Origin of the sequence: Streptomyces sp. NPDC058678, assembly GCF_042714835.1 — a bacterium.
GTDB lineage: Bacteria > Actinomycetota > Actinomycetes > Streptomycetales > Streptomycetaceae > Streptomyces.
This window is the reverse complement of record NZ_JBHXSG010000032.1, coordinates 15,878-31,438: the sequence shown is the minus strand read 5'-3', so window position 1 is coordinate 31,438 and position 15,561 is coordinate 15,878. Positions and strand designations below refer to the sequence as shown.

At 70.5% G+C, this 15,561-nt stretch carries 12 protein-coding genes; 3 read left to right on the top strand and 9 right to left on the bottom strand.

Annotation, left to right across the window (positions count from 1 at the left end):
* Window positions 1-80: 80 nt before the first annotated feature.
* Window positions 81-1,763 (bottom strand): PucR family transcriptional regulator, encoded by a 1,683-nt coding sequence (locus ACFWWR_RS26780; protein ID WP_383875845.1) that lies wholly within the window; start codon window positions 1,761-1,763, stop codon window positions 81-83.
* A 118-nt stretch (window positions 1,764-1,881) separates the two neighbouring features.
* Entirely contained in the window at window positions 1,882-4,011 is a 2,130-nt protein-coding gene (locus ACFWWR_RS26775; RefSeq protein WP_384305692.1) for an ATP-binding protein, read from the bottom strand.
* A 246-nt stretch (window positions 4,012-4,257) separates the two neighbouring features.
* Between ACFWWR_RS26775 and gabT the strand changes: the two genes are divergently transcribed.
* Both gabT and ACFWWR_RS26765 read left to right on the top strand, forming a co-directional pair.
* Complete coding sequence (gabT, locus tag ACFWWR_RS26770) at window positions 4,258-5,592, top strand: 4-aminobutyrate--2-oxoglutarate transaminase (RefSeq protein ID WP_383875841.1); 1,335 nt, start codon at window positions 4,258-4,260, stop codon at window positions 5,590-5,592.
* A gap of 242 nt (window positions 5,593-5,834) precedes the next feature.
* Window positions 5,835-6,635: a phosphatase PAP2 family protein gene (locus tag ACFWWR_RS26765; RefSeq protein ID WP_384305690.1), complete on the top strand. Its 801-nt coding sequence runs from the start codon at window positions 5,835-5,837 to the stop codon at window positions 6,633-6,635.
* A gap of 69 nt (window positions 6,636-6,704) precedes the next feature.
* Here the strand turns inward: ACFWWR_RS26765 and ACFWWR_RS26760 are convergent, their stop codons facing one another.
* Genes ACFWWR_RS26760 through ACFWWR_RS26735 form a run of 6 tightly spaced genes read right to left on the bottom strand, consistent with a single transcriptional unit; the run spans window position 6,705 to window position 13,892 of the window.
* Window positions 6,705-8,123: an NAD(P)/FAD-dependent oxidoreductase gene (locus ACFWWR_RS26760; protein ID WP_383875840.1), complete on the bottom strand. Its 1,419-nt coding sequence runs from the start codon at window positions 8,121-8,123 to the stop codon at window positions 6,705-6,707.
* Window positions 8,124-8,152: 29 nt separating this feature from the next.
* Entirely contained in the window at window positions 8,153-8,953 is an 801-nt protein-coding gene (locus tag ACFWWR_RS26755) for an ABC transporter permease (protein ID WP_383875838.1), read from the bottom strand.
* Window positions 8,954-9,883 carry an ABC transporter permease gene (locus tag ACFWWR_RS26750; protein WP_383875836.1) on the bottom strand — a complete coding sequence of 310 codons (930 nt, stop codon included), beginning with the start codon at window positions 9,881-9,883 and terminating at the stop codon, window positions 8,954-8,956. It abuts the gene before it with no gap.
* Window positions 9,883-11,052 carry an ABC transporter ATP-binding protein gene (locus ACFWWR_RS26745; RefSeq protein ID WP_383875834.1) on the bottom strand — a complete coding sequence of 390 codons (1,170 nt, stop codon included), beginning with the start codon at window positions 11,050-11,052 and terminating at the stop codon, window positions 9,883-9,885. Before ACFWWR_RS26745 ends, ACFWWR_RS26750 begins: the two co-directional genes overlap by 1 nt.
* On the bottom strand, window positions 11,049-12,296 hold the full coding sequence (locus tag ACFWWR_RS26740; RefSeq protein WP_383875832.1) for a spermidine/putrescine ABC transporter substrate-binding protein: 1,248 nt from the start codon (window positions 12,294-12,296) through the stop codon (window positions 11,049-11,051). Before ACFWWR_RS26740 ends, ACFWWR_RS26745 begins: the two co-directional genes overlap by 4 nt.
* 60 nt (window positions 12,297-12,356) lie before the next feature.
* Window positions 12,357-13,892, bottom strand: coding sequence for a gamma-aminobutyraldehyde dehydrogenase (locus tag ACFWWR_RS26735; RefSeq protein WP_383875830.1), 1,536 nt, complete (start codon window positions 13,890-13,892; stop codon window positions 12,357-12,359).
* 217 nt (window positions 13,893-14,109) lie between these two features.
* On the opposite strand from ACFWWR_RS26735, the gene ACFWWR_RS26730 reads away from it, so the two are divergent.
* Entirely contained in the window at window positions 14,110-14,691 is a 582-nt protein-coding gene (locus tag ACFWWR_RS26730) for an NADAR family protein (protein WP_383875829.1), read from the top strand.
* A 46-nt stretch (window positions 14,692-14,737) separates the two neighbouring features.
* Here the strand turns inward: ACFWWR_RS26730 and ACFWWR_RS26725 are convergent, their stop codons facing one another.
* A complete protein-coding gene (locus ACFWWR_RS26725; protein ID WP_383875827.1) occupies window positions 14,738-15,340 on the bottom strand; it encodes a hypothetical protein in 603 nt (200 codons plus the stop codon).
* Window positions 15,341-15,561 lie beyond the last annotated feature (221 nt).

The window sequence follows — 15,561 nt, the reverse complement described above, 5'->3', positions numbered from 1 at the left end:
CGGCTGGCCACAAGGGCCACCTTTCGACCGACCGAGACGGGTGGGTCGGGTGGGGCCGACGGGGTCTGGCCCTCGGCGTCCTACTCCGCCGACGTCGCCTTCAACGCCAGCCACAACTCCATCCGCACATCCGGATCGTCCAGCGACCGCCCCAGGATCTCCTCGACGCGCCGCATCCGGTACCGCAGCGTATGCCGGTGCACCCCGAGATCCGCGGCCGCCGCGTCCCACTGACCGTGCCGCGACAACCACGCCCGCAGCGAGGCCACCAGATCCCCCCGCCCGGTCGCGTCATGCTCGTACAGCGGCCGGAGCAACCCGTCCGCGAACGCCTTCACCGCGTCGTCCGCGAGCAACGGCAGCACGGACCCCGCCGCCACCTGCTCGTGCTCGACCAGAACACGCCCCCGCCGCCGAGCCACCGACAACGCCTGCTCGGCCTGTTTGTACGCGGCCGCCGCGGCGATCGGCCCGACCGGCGTCGAGAGCCCCACGACCAGCTCGTCCTCGTCACCGCCGGCCGTCTGCTCCGGTACCCCCGCCCGCGCGGCCTCCAGCGCCGCCGCGTACTCCGAGCACGCGGCCACCGCGGCACCGCCGTCCGTGGCCAGCACCACCAGGCGTTCCCCCTCGCCGCCCCCGTTCTCCGGCACGACCAGCACGGCCTCGCCGGAGCGGGCCGCGGCCGACTCCACCACGTCGGTGAGGGCACCCAGCGGATCCCCGTGCGTGTCGGCCGCGGCGAGCGTCGCTGCCGTCGCCTTGGCGAGCGGCACGCGCGCGTGGCCGTCCGTCTGCACCCGCGCGGCCGAAGCGGCGGAGGCCGACTCGGCGACGATCATCCGGAAGGGGGCGTCCAGCAGACCGCCGTACAGGTCGCCGGCGACCGTCCGCGCATGGTCCGGCTCCCCGGCGAGCAGCATGCGCAGCACCGCCGTACCGATCCGCTGCTCGGCAGCGTGCAGGGAGCGTGAGCGTTCCGTCGTGAGGGTCAGCAGGGCGATGGCCGAGTGGACGGCGTACCGCTCGGCCGTACCGAGGGCCGCGGCCGTCCCCACCGCCAGCGCCGCCCGCGGCCGTCGCCCCGTGCCCAGCGAGTGCAGCTCGACCCGGTCCTCGTGCTCGGGGCCGCCCACGACCGACGAGGCGGGCGCGGGCCGCTCCCGCAGCCGCTCGACGTCCGCGGTGAGCCGGGCGGCCCGCCGCCCCGCCCACTCCGGCGCGGTGGCGACGACGGCGCCCGAGGCGTCGTAGAGCGCCGCCCACCCGTCGACCTGCGAGGCGAGCGAACTCAGCAACCCCTCCGGGCCGTCCGTCAGCGCCTGCTTGGTCAGTTCTCTCTGCGCCTCGAAGCCCGCGGTCACCGCCCGGTACTGGTCGGCGGCGATCGCCGCCGACACGGCCTTGCTGATGGCGAGGAAGGGTGTGCGGCGCGGCACCTCGAGGAGCGGCAGCCCCTCCTGCTCGGCGGCGTCGACGAGCGCCTGGGGGATCTCCTCGTAGGTGACCCCCACGGCGAAGCCGAGCCCGACCACCCCGGCGCCCACCAGCCGCTTCACATAGCCGGCCATCGCCTCGGGGTCCCCCGCGTCCAGTTTCAGCGCGGTGATCAGCAGCAGTTCCCCGCCCTCCATGTAGGGCACGGGGTCGGCGAGCTCGCTGACATGGGCCCAGCGGACCGGCACGTCCAGGCGGTCCCCGCCCGCCCGCACGGTCAGCTTCAGCGCGGAGTGGTGGACGAGCGAGGCGAGCGTCGGGGGCATGAGGCCTTCAGGTATGTGTGACCGTCGTGATCTTTGTGATCTTTTGGCCGCAACGTATGAACGGCCTGTGTCGATTCTGCCTCACCGTACGGTCACCCGGTGACTTCATCCCCGTTCCTCAGCCCCGCAGATCCACCAGCAGCGGCGGCGCGTGCTCCCCCCTCACGTTCGTCAGCGACAGCACCGCGTGCCCCGGCGGCACGTGTGCGAGCTCGGACGCGGACCACCGCTCCCGCTCGACCTGCCGTACGGTCACCGCCCGCGCGGTCGGCGCCTTGCCGGTGATCACCCGCCGCACCGCGTGCAGCACCTTGCCGGCCGGGGTCTCGGCGATGATCTGCCGGTCGGTGACGTCCCGCGCCTCGATCCACTCCTTGCCCCACACCTCGGCGAAGTCCTGCCCGTCCCACGGCGTCAGTCCGGACAACGCCATCCGGCACCCGGTGGCCCCGAGCAGCGGCCCGCGCAGCGGCCTCGGTACGTCGTCCAGGGTGCGCAGCGTCAGCACGACCCCGGCGTTACCCGACCGCAGCCGCTGGATGCCCCGTACGGCCTCCGGCGTCACCACGCCGGTGGCGTCGTCCAGCACCAGGCAGGCGAACAGCGACCGGTCCTCCCGTACCGCCACGCTCGCCGTGAACTGGGCCAGCACCAGCCGGGCCAGCATCCGCGAGGCGTCGGCGTGTCCGCGCTGCGGCAGGTCGATGCGGACCCGCACCGGGTGGTCCAGCGCCTTCAGGGAGAAGGGCCGCGACTGTCCGGACGTGTCGAAGAAGCCCGCGAAGGCCGGCCGGTCGAGCAGCGCCACCCGGTCCGCCAGCACTCCGCCCACGTCCCCCGGGTGTCCCAGCTGCCGTTCCCGGGCGTCCAGTTCGCGCAGCAGCGACTCCTGCCGGGAGTCCTCGAGACCCTTGCGCAGCGCGGCCAGGGGCGCGGGCGCGCCGTCGAGCAGCTGCCGCAGCTCCGGTACGGAGGGGAAGCGTCCGTGGACCGCCAGGAACGGTCCGAGGAGCTGGGCGAGGACGGTCGTGGAGCGCCGGGTGTCCCCGCCCTGGTGCGGCTCGGCGAGATCGCCGACGAGCGCCTCGGCGAGTACCGCCGCCGCCTCGTCCGGGTCCGTCGTCCCGCCGTACAGGTCGAGGTCGTACACCGATTCCGGATTCCCGATCCGTACGACGACGTCGTAGGCGTCGGCAGGACCGAGCCCGGCGCCCGCCGCGCCGACCACCACGACGGCCGCGCGCCCGGCGAGCGCGTGCAGGCACAGCGACTCGGCGATCGGGTTCACGACGGTGCCGGTCTTGCCGGAGCCGGGCGGCCCGACGGCGAGGAGCGAGGTGCCGAGCAGCTCGGTACCGAGACCGAGACCGGTGCCGCGGTAGGCGTACGGGTTGCGGGCGTCGTCGGCCGTGGTGCCCAGGCGCACCTGGCCGGTGACCAGGTCGTGCCGGGCGAGCCGGGTCGACAGGTCGCGCTCGCCGGAGGGATGCGCGCAGGCGGCGGCGCCTTCGCCGAGCACGGCACCGGTGAAGGTGGCGAGGCTGTGCCGGCCGCTGCGCACGCCCTGCCAGGCACGGTCGATCCGGGCGTGGTCGACGTCCCGCATCAGCCCGGCGCGGGCCTCGGCGGCGAGCCGCTCGGCGGCGTCGACGGCTCCGGCGGCCCGCAGGTGGGGCCACTCGGCGGGGTCCTGCTCGGGGGTGGGCGGCCGTTCCGTCACCGGCGCGGAGCGGCGCCAGGCGGGCGGGCCGTAGCGGCGCCAGACCTCGCCCCAGCGGCCGAGACGGCCAACGGCAAGCATGATCACGAGGGCGATCAGCGTGTAGTAGCTGTACCAGAGGACGGCGTTGCCGACGCGGTCGTTGCTCTGGCGCCAGGAGTCGGGCGTGAAGAGTTCGAGGGGCAGCACCCACCAGCCGCCGAGGTAGCCGTTCCAGAGGAGCGACCAGACCAGCCAGCCGACGAGAAGCGCGATCACCGCCCCGCTCAGCAGCTGCCGCGTGGGAATCTGCTCAGGCTCCTCCTGCGGCCGCGGCTTGTGGCCGAACCGCCACACGCCCGGTGCCGCCTCCGGCCGGGGCGCCCGCAGCCAGGCGAGGAAGGCCGACCCGTCCGGCATCGGCGGCACACCCGGGGCCGGGGCCGCGGGGGGCCGCGGAGGCATCGCCGGGACCTCGGGGGGCCCTGCCGGACGTGGCACAGGATTCGCATGCGTACCCCGCGCGTCCCGCGTCCCGTCGCTGTCCATCGCCCTCGCCCCTTGACCAGCCGTTCCGTCCACCGTCAGCGAGTCAATCTAACGCCCTCGCATGGGGAGTTCACCGCTTACGCGGCCGGACGGACAGTGACCCGCGGCCGCGCCGCCATGTCCACCGCGGACAACCGGAGTCGCCGACAACGCCCACATGGAGCATGCCCACCCCCCGATACCCGTCCTAGCCTGCGAGAAAAGAGAAGGCAACAGTCGGCAGAAGCAACATCTCAGGAGCCCCCCATGACCGCACTTCCGCAGGAGCGCCGCGTCGTCACCGCCATCCCCGGCCCGAAGTCGCAGGAGCTGCAGGCCCGCCGCCTCGCCGCGGTCGCGCAGGGTGTGGGCTCCGTGCTGCCCGTGTTCACCGCGCGCGCGGGCGGCGGAATCATCGAGGACGTCGACGGCAACCGTCTCATCGACTTCGGCTCGGGCATCGCGGTCACGTCCGTCGGCGCCTCCGCCGAGGCCGTCGTACGCCGGGCCGCAGCCCAGCTCGCCGACTTCACCCACACCTGTTTCATGGTCACGCCGTACGAGGGGTACGTGGAGGTCGCCGAGGCCCTCGCCGAGCTGACCCCGGGCGACCACCCCAAGAAGTCCGCACTGTTCAACTCGGGCGCCGAGGCCGTGGAGAACGCGGTCAAGATCGCCCGCTCGTACACCAAGCGCCAGGCCGTGGTCGTGTTCGACCACGGCTACCACGGGCGCACCAACCTCACGATGGCGCTGACCGCGAAGAACATGCCGTACAAGCACGGCTTCGGTCCGTTCGCGCCCGAGGTCTACCGCGTTCCGGTGGCGTACGGCTACCGCTGGCCGACCGGCCCGGAGAACGCCGGCCCGGAGGCCGCCGCGCAGGCCATCGACCAGATCACCAAGCAGGTCGGCGCGGAGAACGTGGCCGCGGTCATCATCGAGCCGGTGCTCGGCGAGGGTGGCTTCATCGAGCCGGCGAAGGGCTTCCTTCCGGCCATCAGCAAGTTCGCCGCCGACAACGGCATCGTCTTCGTGGCCGACGAGATCCAGTCCGGCTTCTGCCGCACCGGCCAGTGGTTCGCCTGCGAGGACGAGGGCATCGTCCCCGACCTGATCACCACCGCCAAGGGCATCGCGGGCGGCCTCCCGCTCGCCGCCGTCACCGGCCGCGCCGAGATCATGGACGCCGCGCACGCCGGCGGCCTCGGCGGCACCTACGGCGGCAACCCGGTCGCCTGCGCCGGTGCGCTCGGCTCGATCGAGACGATGAAGGAGCTCGACCTCAACGCCAGGGCGAAGAACATCGAGACCGTCATGAAGAGCCGCCTCACCGCCATGGCCGAGAAGTTCGACATCGTCGGTGACGTCCGCGGCCGGGGCGCCATGATCGCCATCGAGCTGGTCAAGGACCGCGCCACCAAGGAGCCGAACCCGGAGGCGACCGCCGCGCTCGCCAAGGCCTGCCACCAGGAGGGCCTGCTGGTCCTGACCTGTGGCACCTACGGCAACGTGCTGCGCTTCCTGCCCCCGCTGGTCATCGGCGAGGACCTCCTCAACGAGGGCCTCGACATCATCGAGCAGGCCTTCGCGCGCATCTGACGCCAGGGGGAAACCCCTGGCGACTCAGGAAACCCACTGGTCGACCGCCCCGTCCGGCCACAGGAGCCACACCTGTCCCACCCCCGGAGTTCACAGCGGATTCCGGGGCTGCGGCGGGGAGCGGCAGAGCGTGTGAAGAAGGTGTGCGAGGTGGCTGTCAGGACGCGATTCCGCCTGTCTTAGGCCCGTCGCCTGTCGTAGGTTCTACCCAGATGAGAGATACACCCCGCCCACAGGGGACTGTGGGCGACATCAGGCCGGGGCCTCCCCAGCTTCGACCTGGTCGTGCCCTCGCGCACACAACCGGAGCCTCCGGCTCTGGATCTCCTCACCGATCGGACAGTCGCTCGCCCCAAACCCCCCGGGGCGCGCGACCATCCGATCTGATCGGCCGCCCCGGAACCACCCCCCCTGTTCCGGGGCGGCCGACCTCCTTCCTCCTCCTCGGGCTTCCGGCCCTCCTCTTCGCGCTGATCACCTGGCAGGTCGTCGACGACGGCCTGCTGCTGCGCGTGGACGAACGGGCCAGCCGCGCCCTGGTCCACCCGGACCGCGTCTGCGAACTCCTCGCCGACCTGGGCAGTGTCCAGGTCGCGGTCCCGTTCCTCGCCGTCGTCCTCGGGTATGTCGCCCTGCGGGCCCGCCGCATTGGTACAGACCGCTGGTGGCTTCCGGCCACCGCCGCGGCCGTACTCATGGCCCTGGTCCCAGCGCTGATCATCCCGCTCAAGGAACTCACCGCCCGCCCGGGCACCCCGGTCATGCCCCCGGGCACCGGCTACTACCCTTCCGGCCACACCGCCACCGCCGCCATCGCCTACGGCGCCGCGACCCTGCTGCTCTTCCCGTGGCTGCGCACGGCCTATGCCCGCCGTGCCCTCCTCGTCGCCTGCGCGGCCGTCAACCTCGGCGTCGGTTTCGGCCTGGTCCGCCGCGGCTACCACTGGCCCCTGGATGTCGTGGCCAGCTGGTGTCTGGGCACGGTTCTGCTCTCCTGCTTGTGGCTGTTCCTCGGGCGAGGGACGCCCACCCAACCCAAGTAGCCCCTTTCCGCGTCGGCGCGAGTGCTCCTCGGCCTCTCGTGGGCGTGACCGCGACTCACCTACGGCGGTTCAGCTGTCGAAGCCGAGCCCGAGCCGATCCATCGTCCGCAGCCACAGGTTGCGCCGCCCGCCGTGCGCGTCCGCCCGCGCCAGCGACCACTTGGTGAGGGCGATGCCCGTCCACGCGAAGGGCTCCGGCGGGAAGGGCAGCGGCTTCTTGCGGACCATTTCGAGCGAGGTGCGTTCCGTGGTCTCCCCCGCCAGCAGGTCGAGCATCACGTCGGCGCCGAAGCGGGTGGCTCCCACCCCGAGGCCCGTGTAGCCCGCCGCGTAGGCCACCTTCCCGTGGTGCGCCGTGCCGTAGAAAGCCGAGAAGCGCGAGCAGGTGTCGATCGCGCCGCCCCACGCGTGCGTGAAGCGGACACCCTCCAGCTGCGGGAAGCAGGTGAAGAAGTGCTCGGCGAGCTTGGCGTAGGTCTCCGGGCGGTCGTCGTACTCGGCGCGCACCCGGCCGCCGTACGGGTAGATCGCGTCGTAGCCGCCCCAGAGGACGCGGTTGTCGGCGGAGAGGCGGAAGTAGTGGAACTGGTTGGCGCTGTCCCCCAGCCCTTGTCTGTTCTTCCAGCCGATCGACGTCAGCTGGTCGGCGGTCAGGGGCTCGGTCATCAGCGCGTAGTCGTAGACCGGGACCGTGTACGCCCGGACGCGCCGGACCAGGTTCGGGAAGATGTTGGTGCCGAGCGCGACCTTGCGGGCGCGGACCGAGCCGTAGGGAGTGCGTACGGCCATCCCGGCGCCGTACGGCTTCAGGGTGAGGGCGGGGGTGTGCTCGTGGACGCGGACGCCGAGCCGGACACAGGCCCGCTTCAGGTTCCAGGCGAGCTTGGCCGGGTTGAGCAGGGCGACGCCGCGGCGGTCGTGGAGGCCGGCCCGGAAGGTGGGTGAGGCGACCTGCTCGCGGACGGCTTCCGCGTCCAGGAACTCCACGCCGTCGGCGAGGCCGGCGCGCTGCATCTCCTCGTACCACTCGCGCAGTTCCCGTGCCTGGTACGGCTCGGTCGCCACATCGATCTCGCCGGTGCGCTCGAAGTCGCAGTCGAGGCCGTGCCGGGCGACCGCCTTCTCGATCTCGTCGAGGTTGCGGGCGCCCAGCTCCTGAAGCCGGTGGATCTCGTCCGGCCAGCGGGTCAGGCCGTTGGACAGGCCGTGGGTGAGCGAGGCGGCGCAGAAGCCGCCGTTGCGGCCCGAGGCGGCCCAGCCCGCCTCGCGGCCTTCCAGCAGGACCACGTCCCGCTGCGGGTCGCGCTCCTTGGCGAGGAGCGCGGTCCACAGTCCGCTGTAGCCGCCGCCGACGACCAGCAGGTCGCAGGTCTCGGCGCCGGTGAGCGCGGGCTCGGGGTGGGGCTTGCCGGGGTCGTCCAGCCAGTACGGGACCGGCTGGGCGTCGGAGAGGGACGTGGTCCAACGGCTCATGGCGCTCGGGGCCATGATGTCAACTCCCTACAGTGCTTTTCGGCTCACGCCTTTTGCTTGGTGCGGCGATTTCCGATGACCATCGAGGTCAGGACGAGCAGTACGGCGACCAGGAACATGGCCGTACCGATGACGTTGATCTGCACGGGTGTTCCGCGCTGTGCCGAACCCCAGACGAACATGGGGAAGGTGACGGTCGAGCCCGCGTTGAAGTTCGTGATGATGAAATCGTCGAAGGACAGCGCGAAGGCGAGCAGCGCGCCCGCCGCGATGCCCGGTGCCGCGATCGGCAGGGTGACCCGGACGAAGGTCTGGAACGGGCCGGCGTAGAGGTCCTGGGCCGCCTGTTCCAGCCGCGGGTCCATCGACATCACGCGCGCCTTGACGGCCGTGACGACGAAGCTGAGGCAGAACATGATGTGGGCGATGAGGATCGTCCAGAAGCCGAGCTGCGCGCCCATGTTGAGGAACAGGGTGAGCAGCGAGGCCGCCATGACGACCTCGGGCATCGCCATCGGCAGGAAGATCAGCGAGTTGACGGCACCCCGCGCGCGGAAGCGGTACCGGACCAGCGCGAAGGCGATCGCCGTACCGAGGGCGGTGGCGCCGAGCGTCGCCCAGAGGGCGATCTGGAGGCTGAGCGACAGCGAGCCGCACAGGTCGGAGACACCGCACGGGTCCTTCCAGGCGTCCGTGGAGAACTGCTGCCATTCGTAGTTGAAGCGCCCATTCGGTTTGTTGAAGGAGAACATCGTGACGACGACGTTCGGCAGCAGGAGATATCCGAGCGTCAGCAGTCCCGCGATGACGACGAGACGGCGCTTGAGCCAGTTGGCGAAGGCCATTTAAACCAGATCCTCCGTTCCGGACCGGCGGATGTAGACCGTGACCATCACGAGAATCGCGGCCATGAGGATGAAGGAGAGCGCCGCGGCCGTCGGGTAGTCGAGGATCCGCAGGAACTGGCTCTGGATGACGTTTCCGACCATGCGGGTGTCGGTCGAGCCGAGCAGGTCCGCGTTGACGTAGTCGCCGGCCGCCGGGATGAAGGTCAGCAGCGTGCCGGAGACCACGCCTGGCATCGACAGCGGGAAGGTGACCTTGCGGAAGGTGGTCCACGGCCGCGCGTACAGGTCGCCCGCCGCCTCGTGGAGGCGTCCGTCGATGCGCTCCAGCGAGGAGTAGAGCGGCAGGATCATGAACGGCAGGAAGTTGTACGTCAGTCCGCAGACGACGGCGAGTGGGGTGGCCAGCACGCGGTCGCCGGAGGTCCAGCCGAGCCAGCTGGTGACGTCCAGGACGTGCAGGGTGTTGAGGGCGCCGACGACCGGGCCGCCGTCGGCGAGGATCGTCTTCCAGGCGAGCGTACGGATCAGGAAGCTGGTGAAGAACGGCGCGATCACCAGGATCATGATCAGGTTGCGCCAGCGGCCCGCGCGGAAGGCGATGAGGTAGGCCAGCGGGTAGCCGAGCAGCAGGCACAGGACGGTCGCGGCGGCGGCGTAGGTAACCGAGCGCAGGAACTGCGGCCAGTACTCGGACAGGGCGTCCCAGTAGGTGGCGAAGTGCCAGGTGACCCTGTAGCCCTCCTCCAGGGAGCCGGTCTGCACGGACGTGGAGGCCTGGTAGATCATCGGCAGCGCGAAGAAGATGATCAGCCAGAGGATGCCGGGCAGCAGCAGCCAGTACGGGACGAGGCGGCCGCGTCTGCGCGGGGGCTTCTTCTGCGGCGTGGCGGGCGCCAGGGGCGGGGGCGCCTCGGTCAGGGTCGACATCAGGCCGCCTCTTCCTCGACGGTCTCGATGCCCGCGTCGATGTCCTGTGCCGCGTCCAGGCCGAAGGTGTGGGCCGGGCTCCAGTGCAGGACGACGTCGGCGCCGGGCACCAGCCGGGCGTCGCGGTCGATGTTCTGGGCGTAGACCTCGAACTCAGGGCAGACCGGGCTGTCGATGACGTACTGCGTGGAGACGCCGATGAAGCTGGAGTCGGCGATCTTGCCGGTGATGCGGTTGCGGCCGGCCGGGATCTCGCCCGCGTCGTCGACATGCGTGAGGGAGATCTTCTCGGGGCGGACGCCGACCAGAACCTTGCCGCCGGTCGTCGTCGGGGCGGAACATCGCGCCTCGGGCAGGACCAGCTTGCCGCCGCCCGCCTTCAGCACGATCTCGTCGCCGCTCCTGGAGTCGACCTCGGCCTCGATGAGGTTGGAGGTGCCTAGGAAGTTGGCGACGAAGGTGGTGCTGGGGTTCTCGTAGAGGTCGGCCGGCGAGCCGAGCTGTTCGACGCGGCCCGCGTTCATCACGGCGACCGTGTCGGCCATGGTCATGGCCTCCTCCTGGTCGTGCGTGACGTGCACGAAGGTGATGCCGACCTCGGTCTGGATGCGCTTGAGCTCCAGCTGCATCTGGCGGCGCAGCTTGAGGTCGAGGGCGCCGAGCGGCTCGTCCAGGAGGAGCACCTTGGGGGTGTTGATCAGGGCGCGGGCGACCGCGACGCGCTGCTGCTGGCCGCCGGAGAGCTGGTGCGGCTTCTTGCGGGCCTGTTCGCCCAGCTGCACGAGGTCGAGCATCTCCTCGACCTGCTTCTTCACCGACTTGATGCCGCGTCGGCGCAGACCGAAGGCGACGTTCTCGAAGATGTCGAGGTGCGGGAAGAGGGCGTAGGACTGGAAGACCGTGTTCACCGGCCGCTTGTACGGCGGCAGGCTGGTGACTTCCTGGTCACCGAGGAAGACGGTGCCGGAGGAAGGTTCCTCCAGGCCCGCGATCATGCGCAGGGTGGTGGTCTTGCCGCAGCCGGAGGCGCCGAGCAGGGCGAAGAAGGAGCCCTGCGGCACGGTCAGGTCGAGCGGGTGCACGGCGGTGAAGGAGCCGTAGGTCTTGCTGATGCCCGAGAGGCGGACGTCGCCTCCGTGGTCCGTCTTGTTCGTCGTCACGGTGATCACGCCCCAGTCAGCTTCGCGAACTTCTCTTCAAAGGCCGTCTCTTCCTTCGAGCTCAGTGAGCGGAAGGCGTGGGACTTCTCGGCCATGGCCTTGTCGGGGATGATCAGCGGGTTGTTCGCCGCATCCGCGTCGATCTTCTCCAGCTCGGCCTTCACTCCGTCGACGGGACACACGTAGTTGATGTACGCGGCGAGTTCGGCGGCCGGCTTCGGCTCGTAGTAGTAGTCGATGAGCCGTTCGGCGTTCGTCTTGTGACGCGCCTTGTTGGGGACCAGCAGGTTGTCGGTCGACGTCATGTAGCCGCTGTCCGGGATGATGAAGTCGATGTCCGGGCTGTCCGCCTTCAGCTGGACGACGTCACCGGCCCAGGCGATGCAGGCGGCGAAGTCGCCGCTGGTCAGGTCCGAGGTGTAGTCGTTGCCGGTGAAGCGGCGGATCTGGCCCTTGTCGACGGCCTTCTGGAGGCGCGCGATGACCGCGTCGTAGTCGTCGGCGGTGAAGTTCGCCGGGTCCTTGCCCATGTCCAGCAGGGTCATGCCGATGCTGTCGCGCATCTCCGACAGGAAGCCGACGCGACCCTTGAGCTTGGGGTTGTCGAGCAGGTCGGAGACCGACTTCACCTCGACGCCGTCCAGCGCCTTCTTGTTGTAGGCGATGACCGTGGAGATGCCCTGCCAGACGTACGAGTAGGCGCGGCCGGGGTCCCAGTCGGGGTCGCGGAACTGCGCCGACAGGTTGGCGTAGGCGTGCGGGAGGTGGGACGGGTCGAGTTTCTGGACCCAGCCGAGACGGATCAGGCGGGCGGCCAGCCAGTCGGTGAGGACGATGAGGTCGCGGCCGGTGTCCTGGCCCGCGGCGAGTTGCGGCTTGATCTTGCCGAAGAACTCGTTGTTGTCGTTGATGTCCTCGGTGTACTTGACCTTGATGCCGGTCCGCTCGGTGAACTGCTCCAGCGTCGGGTGGTGCTTGCCGCTGTCGTCGACGTCCATGTACTCGGTCCAGTTGGAGAAGTCGACGGTCTTCTCCTTCGCCGAGTGGTCGTCGGCGGAGACGCCCCCCTGCGTCTTGCCCGCCGCGGGGATGCCGCAGGCGCTCAGCGCGCCCACTCCCCCGACCGCGAGCGCGCCGCCCGCGGAGGCGCGCAGCAGTGAACGGCGGGTGAGGGAGGCCCTGCCGTTCCTGAAGCTGCGCCGCATGGCGGCCACCTGGGCCGGGGACAGGCGGTCGGGCTCGTACTGCTCCATGCGCGTGGTGCCCTTTCGGGAGGATGGTGGGCGGCCGCGGGTCAGGCGGCCCGAATACGGCTATCGGTCCCCGAAGATCGTGCGGTGCCAGTCCTTGCGCGGCACCGCCGTGTTGTCGAACATGACGTGCTTGATCTGGGTGTACTCCTCGAACGAGTACGCGGACATGTCCTTGCCGAAGCCGGACGCCTTGTACCCGCCGTGCGGCATCTCGCTGATGATCGGGATGTGGTCGTTGACCCATACGCAGCCCGCCTTGATCTCGCGGGTGGCGCGGTTCGCCCGGTAGACGTCGCGGCTCCAGGCGGAGGCGGCGAGCCCGTACGGGGTGTCGTTGGCCAGCCGGATTCCCTCGTCGTCGCTGTCGAAGGGCAGGACGACGAGCACTGGCCCGAAGAGCTCGGACTGGACGATCTCGCTGTCCTGGGCGGCGTCCGCGACGAGCGTGGGCCGGTAGTAGGCGCCCTTGGCGAGCTCACCCCCGGGTGCCTCGCCGCCGGTCACCACGCGCGCGTAGGCACGCGCCCGGTCGACGAATCCGGCGACCCGGTCGCGCTGCACGTGGGAGATCAGCGGGCCGAGGTCGGTCCCCGGCGCGAAGGGGTCGCCCAGCCGGACGGTCTCCATGAGGGCGGCCGTCTGCTCCACGAACGCCTCGTAGAGGGGCCGCTGTACATACGCGCGCGTGGCGGCCGTGCAGTCCTGCCCCGTGTTGATGAGCGCGCCCGCGACGGCGCCGTGGACGGCGGCCTCCAGGTCGGCGTCGTCGAAGACCACGAAGGGCGCCTTGCCGCCCAGCTCCAGGTGGAGGCGCTTGACGGTCGCGGTGGCGACCTCGGCGACCCGCCTGCCGACGGCGGTGGAGCCGGTGAAGGAGGTCATGGCCACGTCCGGGTGGCCGACGAGGTGCTCACCGGCCTCCCTTCCGGTGCCGGTGACGATGTTGATCACGCCGTCCGGGATTCCCGCGTCGGTGGCCGCCTGCGCGAAGAGCAGCGAGGTGAGCGGGGTGAGCTCGGCGGGCTTCAGGACGATCGTGTTGCCGGCGGCGATCGCCGGGAGGATTTTCCAGGCGGCCATCTGGAGGGGGTAGTTCCAGGGCGCGATGGAGCCGACGACACCGATGGGTTCACGGCGTACGTAGGAGGTGTGGTCGCCGGAGTACTCGCCGGCCGACTGCCCCTGGAGGTGGCGGGCGGCCCCGGCGAAGAAGGCGGTGTTGTCGATGGTGCCCGGGACGTCGAACTCGCGGGTCAGCTTGAGCGGCTTGCCGCACTGGAGGGACTCGGCGCGGGAGAAGTCCTCCGCGCGCTCGGCGAGCACCGCGGCGAAGCGGTGCAGGGCGTCGGAGCGCTCGCCCGGCGTGGCCGAGGACCAGCCGGGGAAGGCCGCGCGGGCGGCGGCGACGGCCGCGTCCACATCGGCGGCACCCGCCAGCTCGTACGTGTACGCCGCCTCGCCGGTCGACGGGTCGACGACCGCGTGCGTACGGCCGGAGCTGCCCTTGGTCAGGCGCCCCGCGATGAACTGCGCGCCGTCCGCGAAGCGGTCCTGGGCGGGAAATCGTTCCGGGGTGGCATTGCCCGGGTTGTGCATGTCGCTCTCGCTCTCCTCCGCCGTCGCCCCCGTTCGTCGGAGGCGGGCGGCGTAGCTCCAGCTCGATTTGAGTGCCGATCCTGACAGAGCAGAGGGCACTCAACAAGTGATTCCGTTGTTGCCTTTTGGTTACGCGACGGAATCTGTCGACCAGGTGTCGAGTAGGCACGGAAAAGGGGGGGACGGACTGTCAGTGGTGCCTGCCAGACTCGCGTGCATGGAGGGAACCACAGGGAAGATCGACTCACGGGAAGCGCTGGTCAGAGAGGTCCGGGCGGGGGCGAGGATCAAGTATCTGCACTTCTGGGGGCACCGGCCGCGGCCGGACGGCCGGGTCGGCGCGAGTTGCCTGAGCCAGTGGTGGCCGTCGCCGTTCACCGTGGACGGCGTGTCCTATGCGACCGCCGAGCACTGGATGATGGCGCGGAAAGCGCGGCTGTTCGAGGACGGGGAGGCGGAGCGGCGGGTGCTGGCGGCCGGCTCTCCGGCCGCGGCCAAGAAGGTGGGGCGGCTCGTGCGCGGCTTCGACGAGGCGATGTGGGAGCGGGAGCGCTTCGGGATCGTGGTCGAGGGCAGCGTCCACAAGTTCGCCTCGGACCCCGAGCTGCGTGAGTTCCTGCTGAACACGGGCAAGCGGGTACTGGTGGAGGCGAGCCCCGTGGACCGCGTGTGGGGCATCGGCCTCGCCGCGGATGACGAGGCGGCTCAGAACCCCGAGCGGTGGCAGGGACCGAACCTGCTGGGGTTCGCGCTGATGGAGGCTCGGGAGCGGTTGCGGGGACAAAGGGCTGACACCTGAGCCGGCCCCCTGAACCGGCCGCCGACACCCTGGCGAAGAGGGCTCATCACCCGGGAGAGGACAACTCCAGGGCGTCGCCGGTCATGACGAGGGAAGGGCCCTGGCGCTGAAGGGCTGACACACGCAGATGCCGCCCGGGCAGCAGCACGAGCAGCATGAGCGGCGACCTGACGTCAGTCCTGAAATGCCCGTCCCGTGCTGTGGAGTCCGGCGAGAGGTCCTCGATCTCGATGAGATCCACATGGCCGCCGACCAGGACTGTCAGGACACGTACAGGCTCGTATTCCTCCTCCGCGTCGCTACGACCTGTGTAGATGAGGGATTCCGAATCGGACACCACGGCAAGTGAGGCACCTGACAGGGCATCCTCGATGGCCGTCGGCATCTCCACGTCGAACCCCAGGACGGCCCCGCTGAGGTGTTCACAGCCCAGCCAGTCCCCACTCCTTTTCCGTACGGAGTAGTACAGCTCTTCGGACACGAGCCCGTCACTTCGACGGTGGAGGAGAAGAGCGAATCCCAGACCGTCGTCGATCCGGACATCGGCGGCGACGGGCCCTTCGACGAGAGGCGCGGGCAAGCCACGAAGGGCTCCGGTTCCGGGCTGCGGCGGCCCTGCCTGCAGGGCCGCCAGCGCGATCTCCGCCATTGCTCGTCTCATTGCGCTTCCCTCTTGTTTTCCGCATGACTCGTTTTCCGCATGGCTTCCCTGCGGACGTGCTGCTTGTGGGTTTCCGCGGGTGGTTGTGGGGGGTGGGGGGGCCCCCCCGGGCCCCCCCCCCCCCCCCCCCCCACGTGGGGGTCGGCCACGCCGACGGCAAAATTTTGTAAGTCGTATTGTGGAGGGGGGAATTAAAAAAAAAAAACCAC

Coding starts and splice junctions, on each gene's coding strand:
- ACFWWR_RS26780 (WP_383875845.1), bottom strand. CDS start 1,763: ATGCCCCCGACGCTCGCCTCGCTCGTCCACCACTCCGCGCTGAAGCTG.
- ACFWWR_RS26775 (WP_384305692.1), bottom strand. CDS start 4,011: ATGGACAGCGACGGGACGCGGGACGCGCGGGGTACGCATGCGAATCCT.
- gabT (WP_383875841.1), top strand. CDS start 4,258: ATGACCGCACTTCCGCAGGAGCGCCGCGTCGTCACCGCCATCCCCGGC.
- ACFWWR_RS26760 (WP_383875840.1), bottom strand. CDS start 8,123: ATGGCCCCGAGCGCCATGAGCCGTTGGACCACGTCCCTCTCCGACGCC.
- ACFWWR_RS26755 (WP_383875838.1), bottom strand. CDS start 8,953: ATGGCCTTCGCCAACTGGCTCAAGCGCCGTCTCGTCGTCATCGCGGGA.
- ACFWWR_RS26750 (WP_383875836.1), bottom strand. CDS start 9,883: ATGTCGACCCTGACCGAGGCGCCCCCGCCCCTGGCGCCCGCCACGCCG.
- ACFWWR_RS26740 (WP_383875832.1), bottom strand. CDS start 12,296: ATGGAGCAGTACGAGCCCGACCGCCTGTCCCCGGCCCAGGTGGCCGCC.
- ACFWWR_RS26735 (WP_383875830.1), bottom strand. CDS start 13,892: ATGCACAACCCGGGCAATGCCACCCCGGAACGATTTCCCGCCCAGGAC.
- ACFWWR_RS26730 (WP_383875829.1), top strand. CDS start 14,110: ATGGAGGGAACCACAGGGAAGATCGACTCACGGGAAGCGCTGGTCAGA.
- ACFWWR_RS26725 (WP_383875827.1), bottom strand. CDS start 15,340: ATGGCGGAGATCGCGCTGGCGGCCCTGCAGGCAGGGCCGCCGCAGCCC.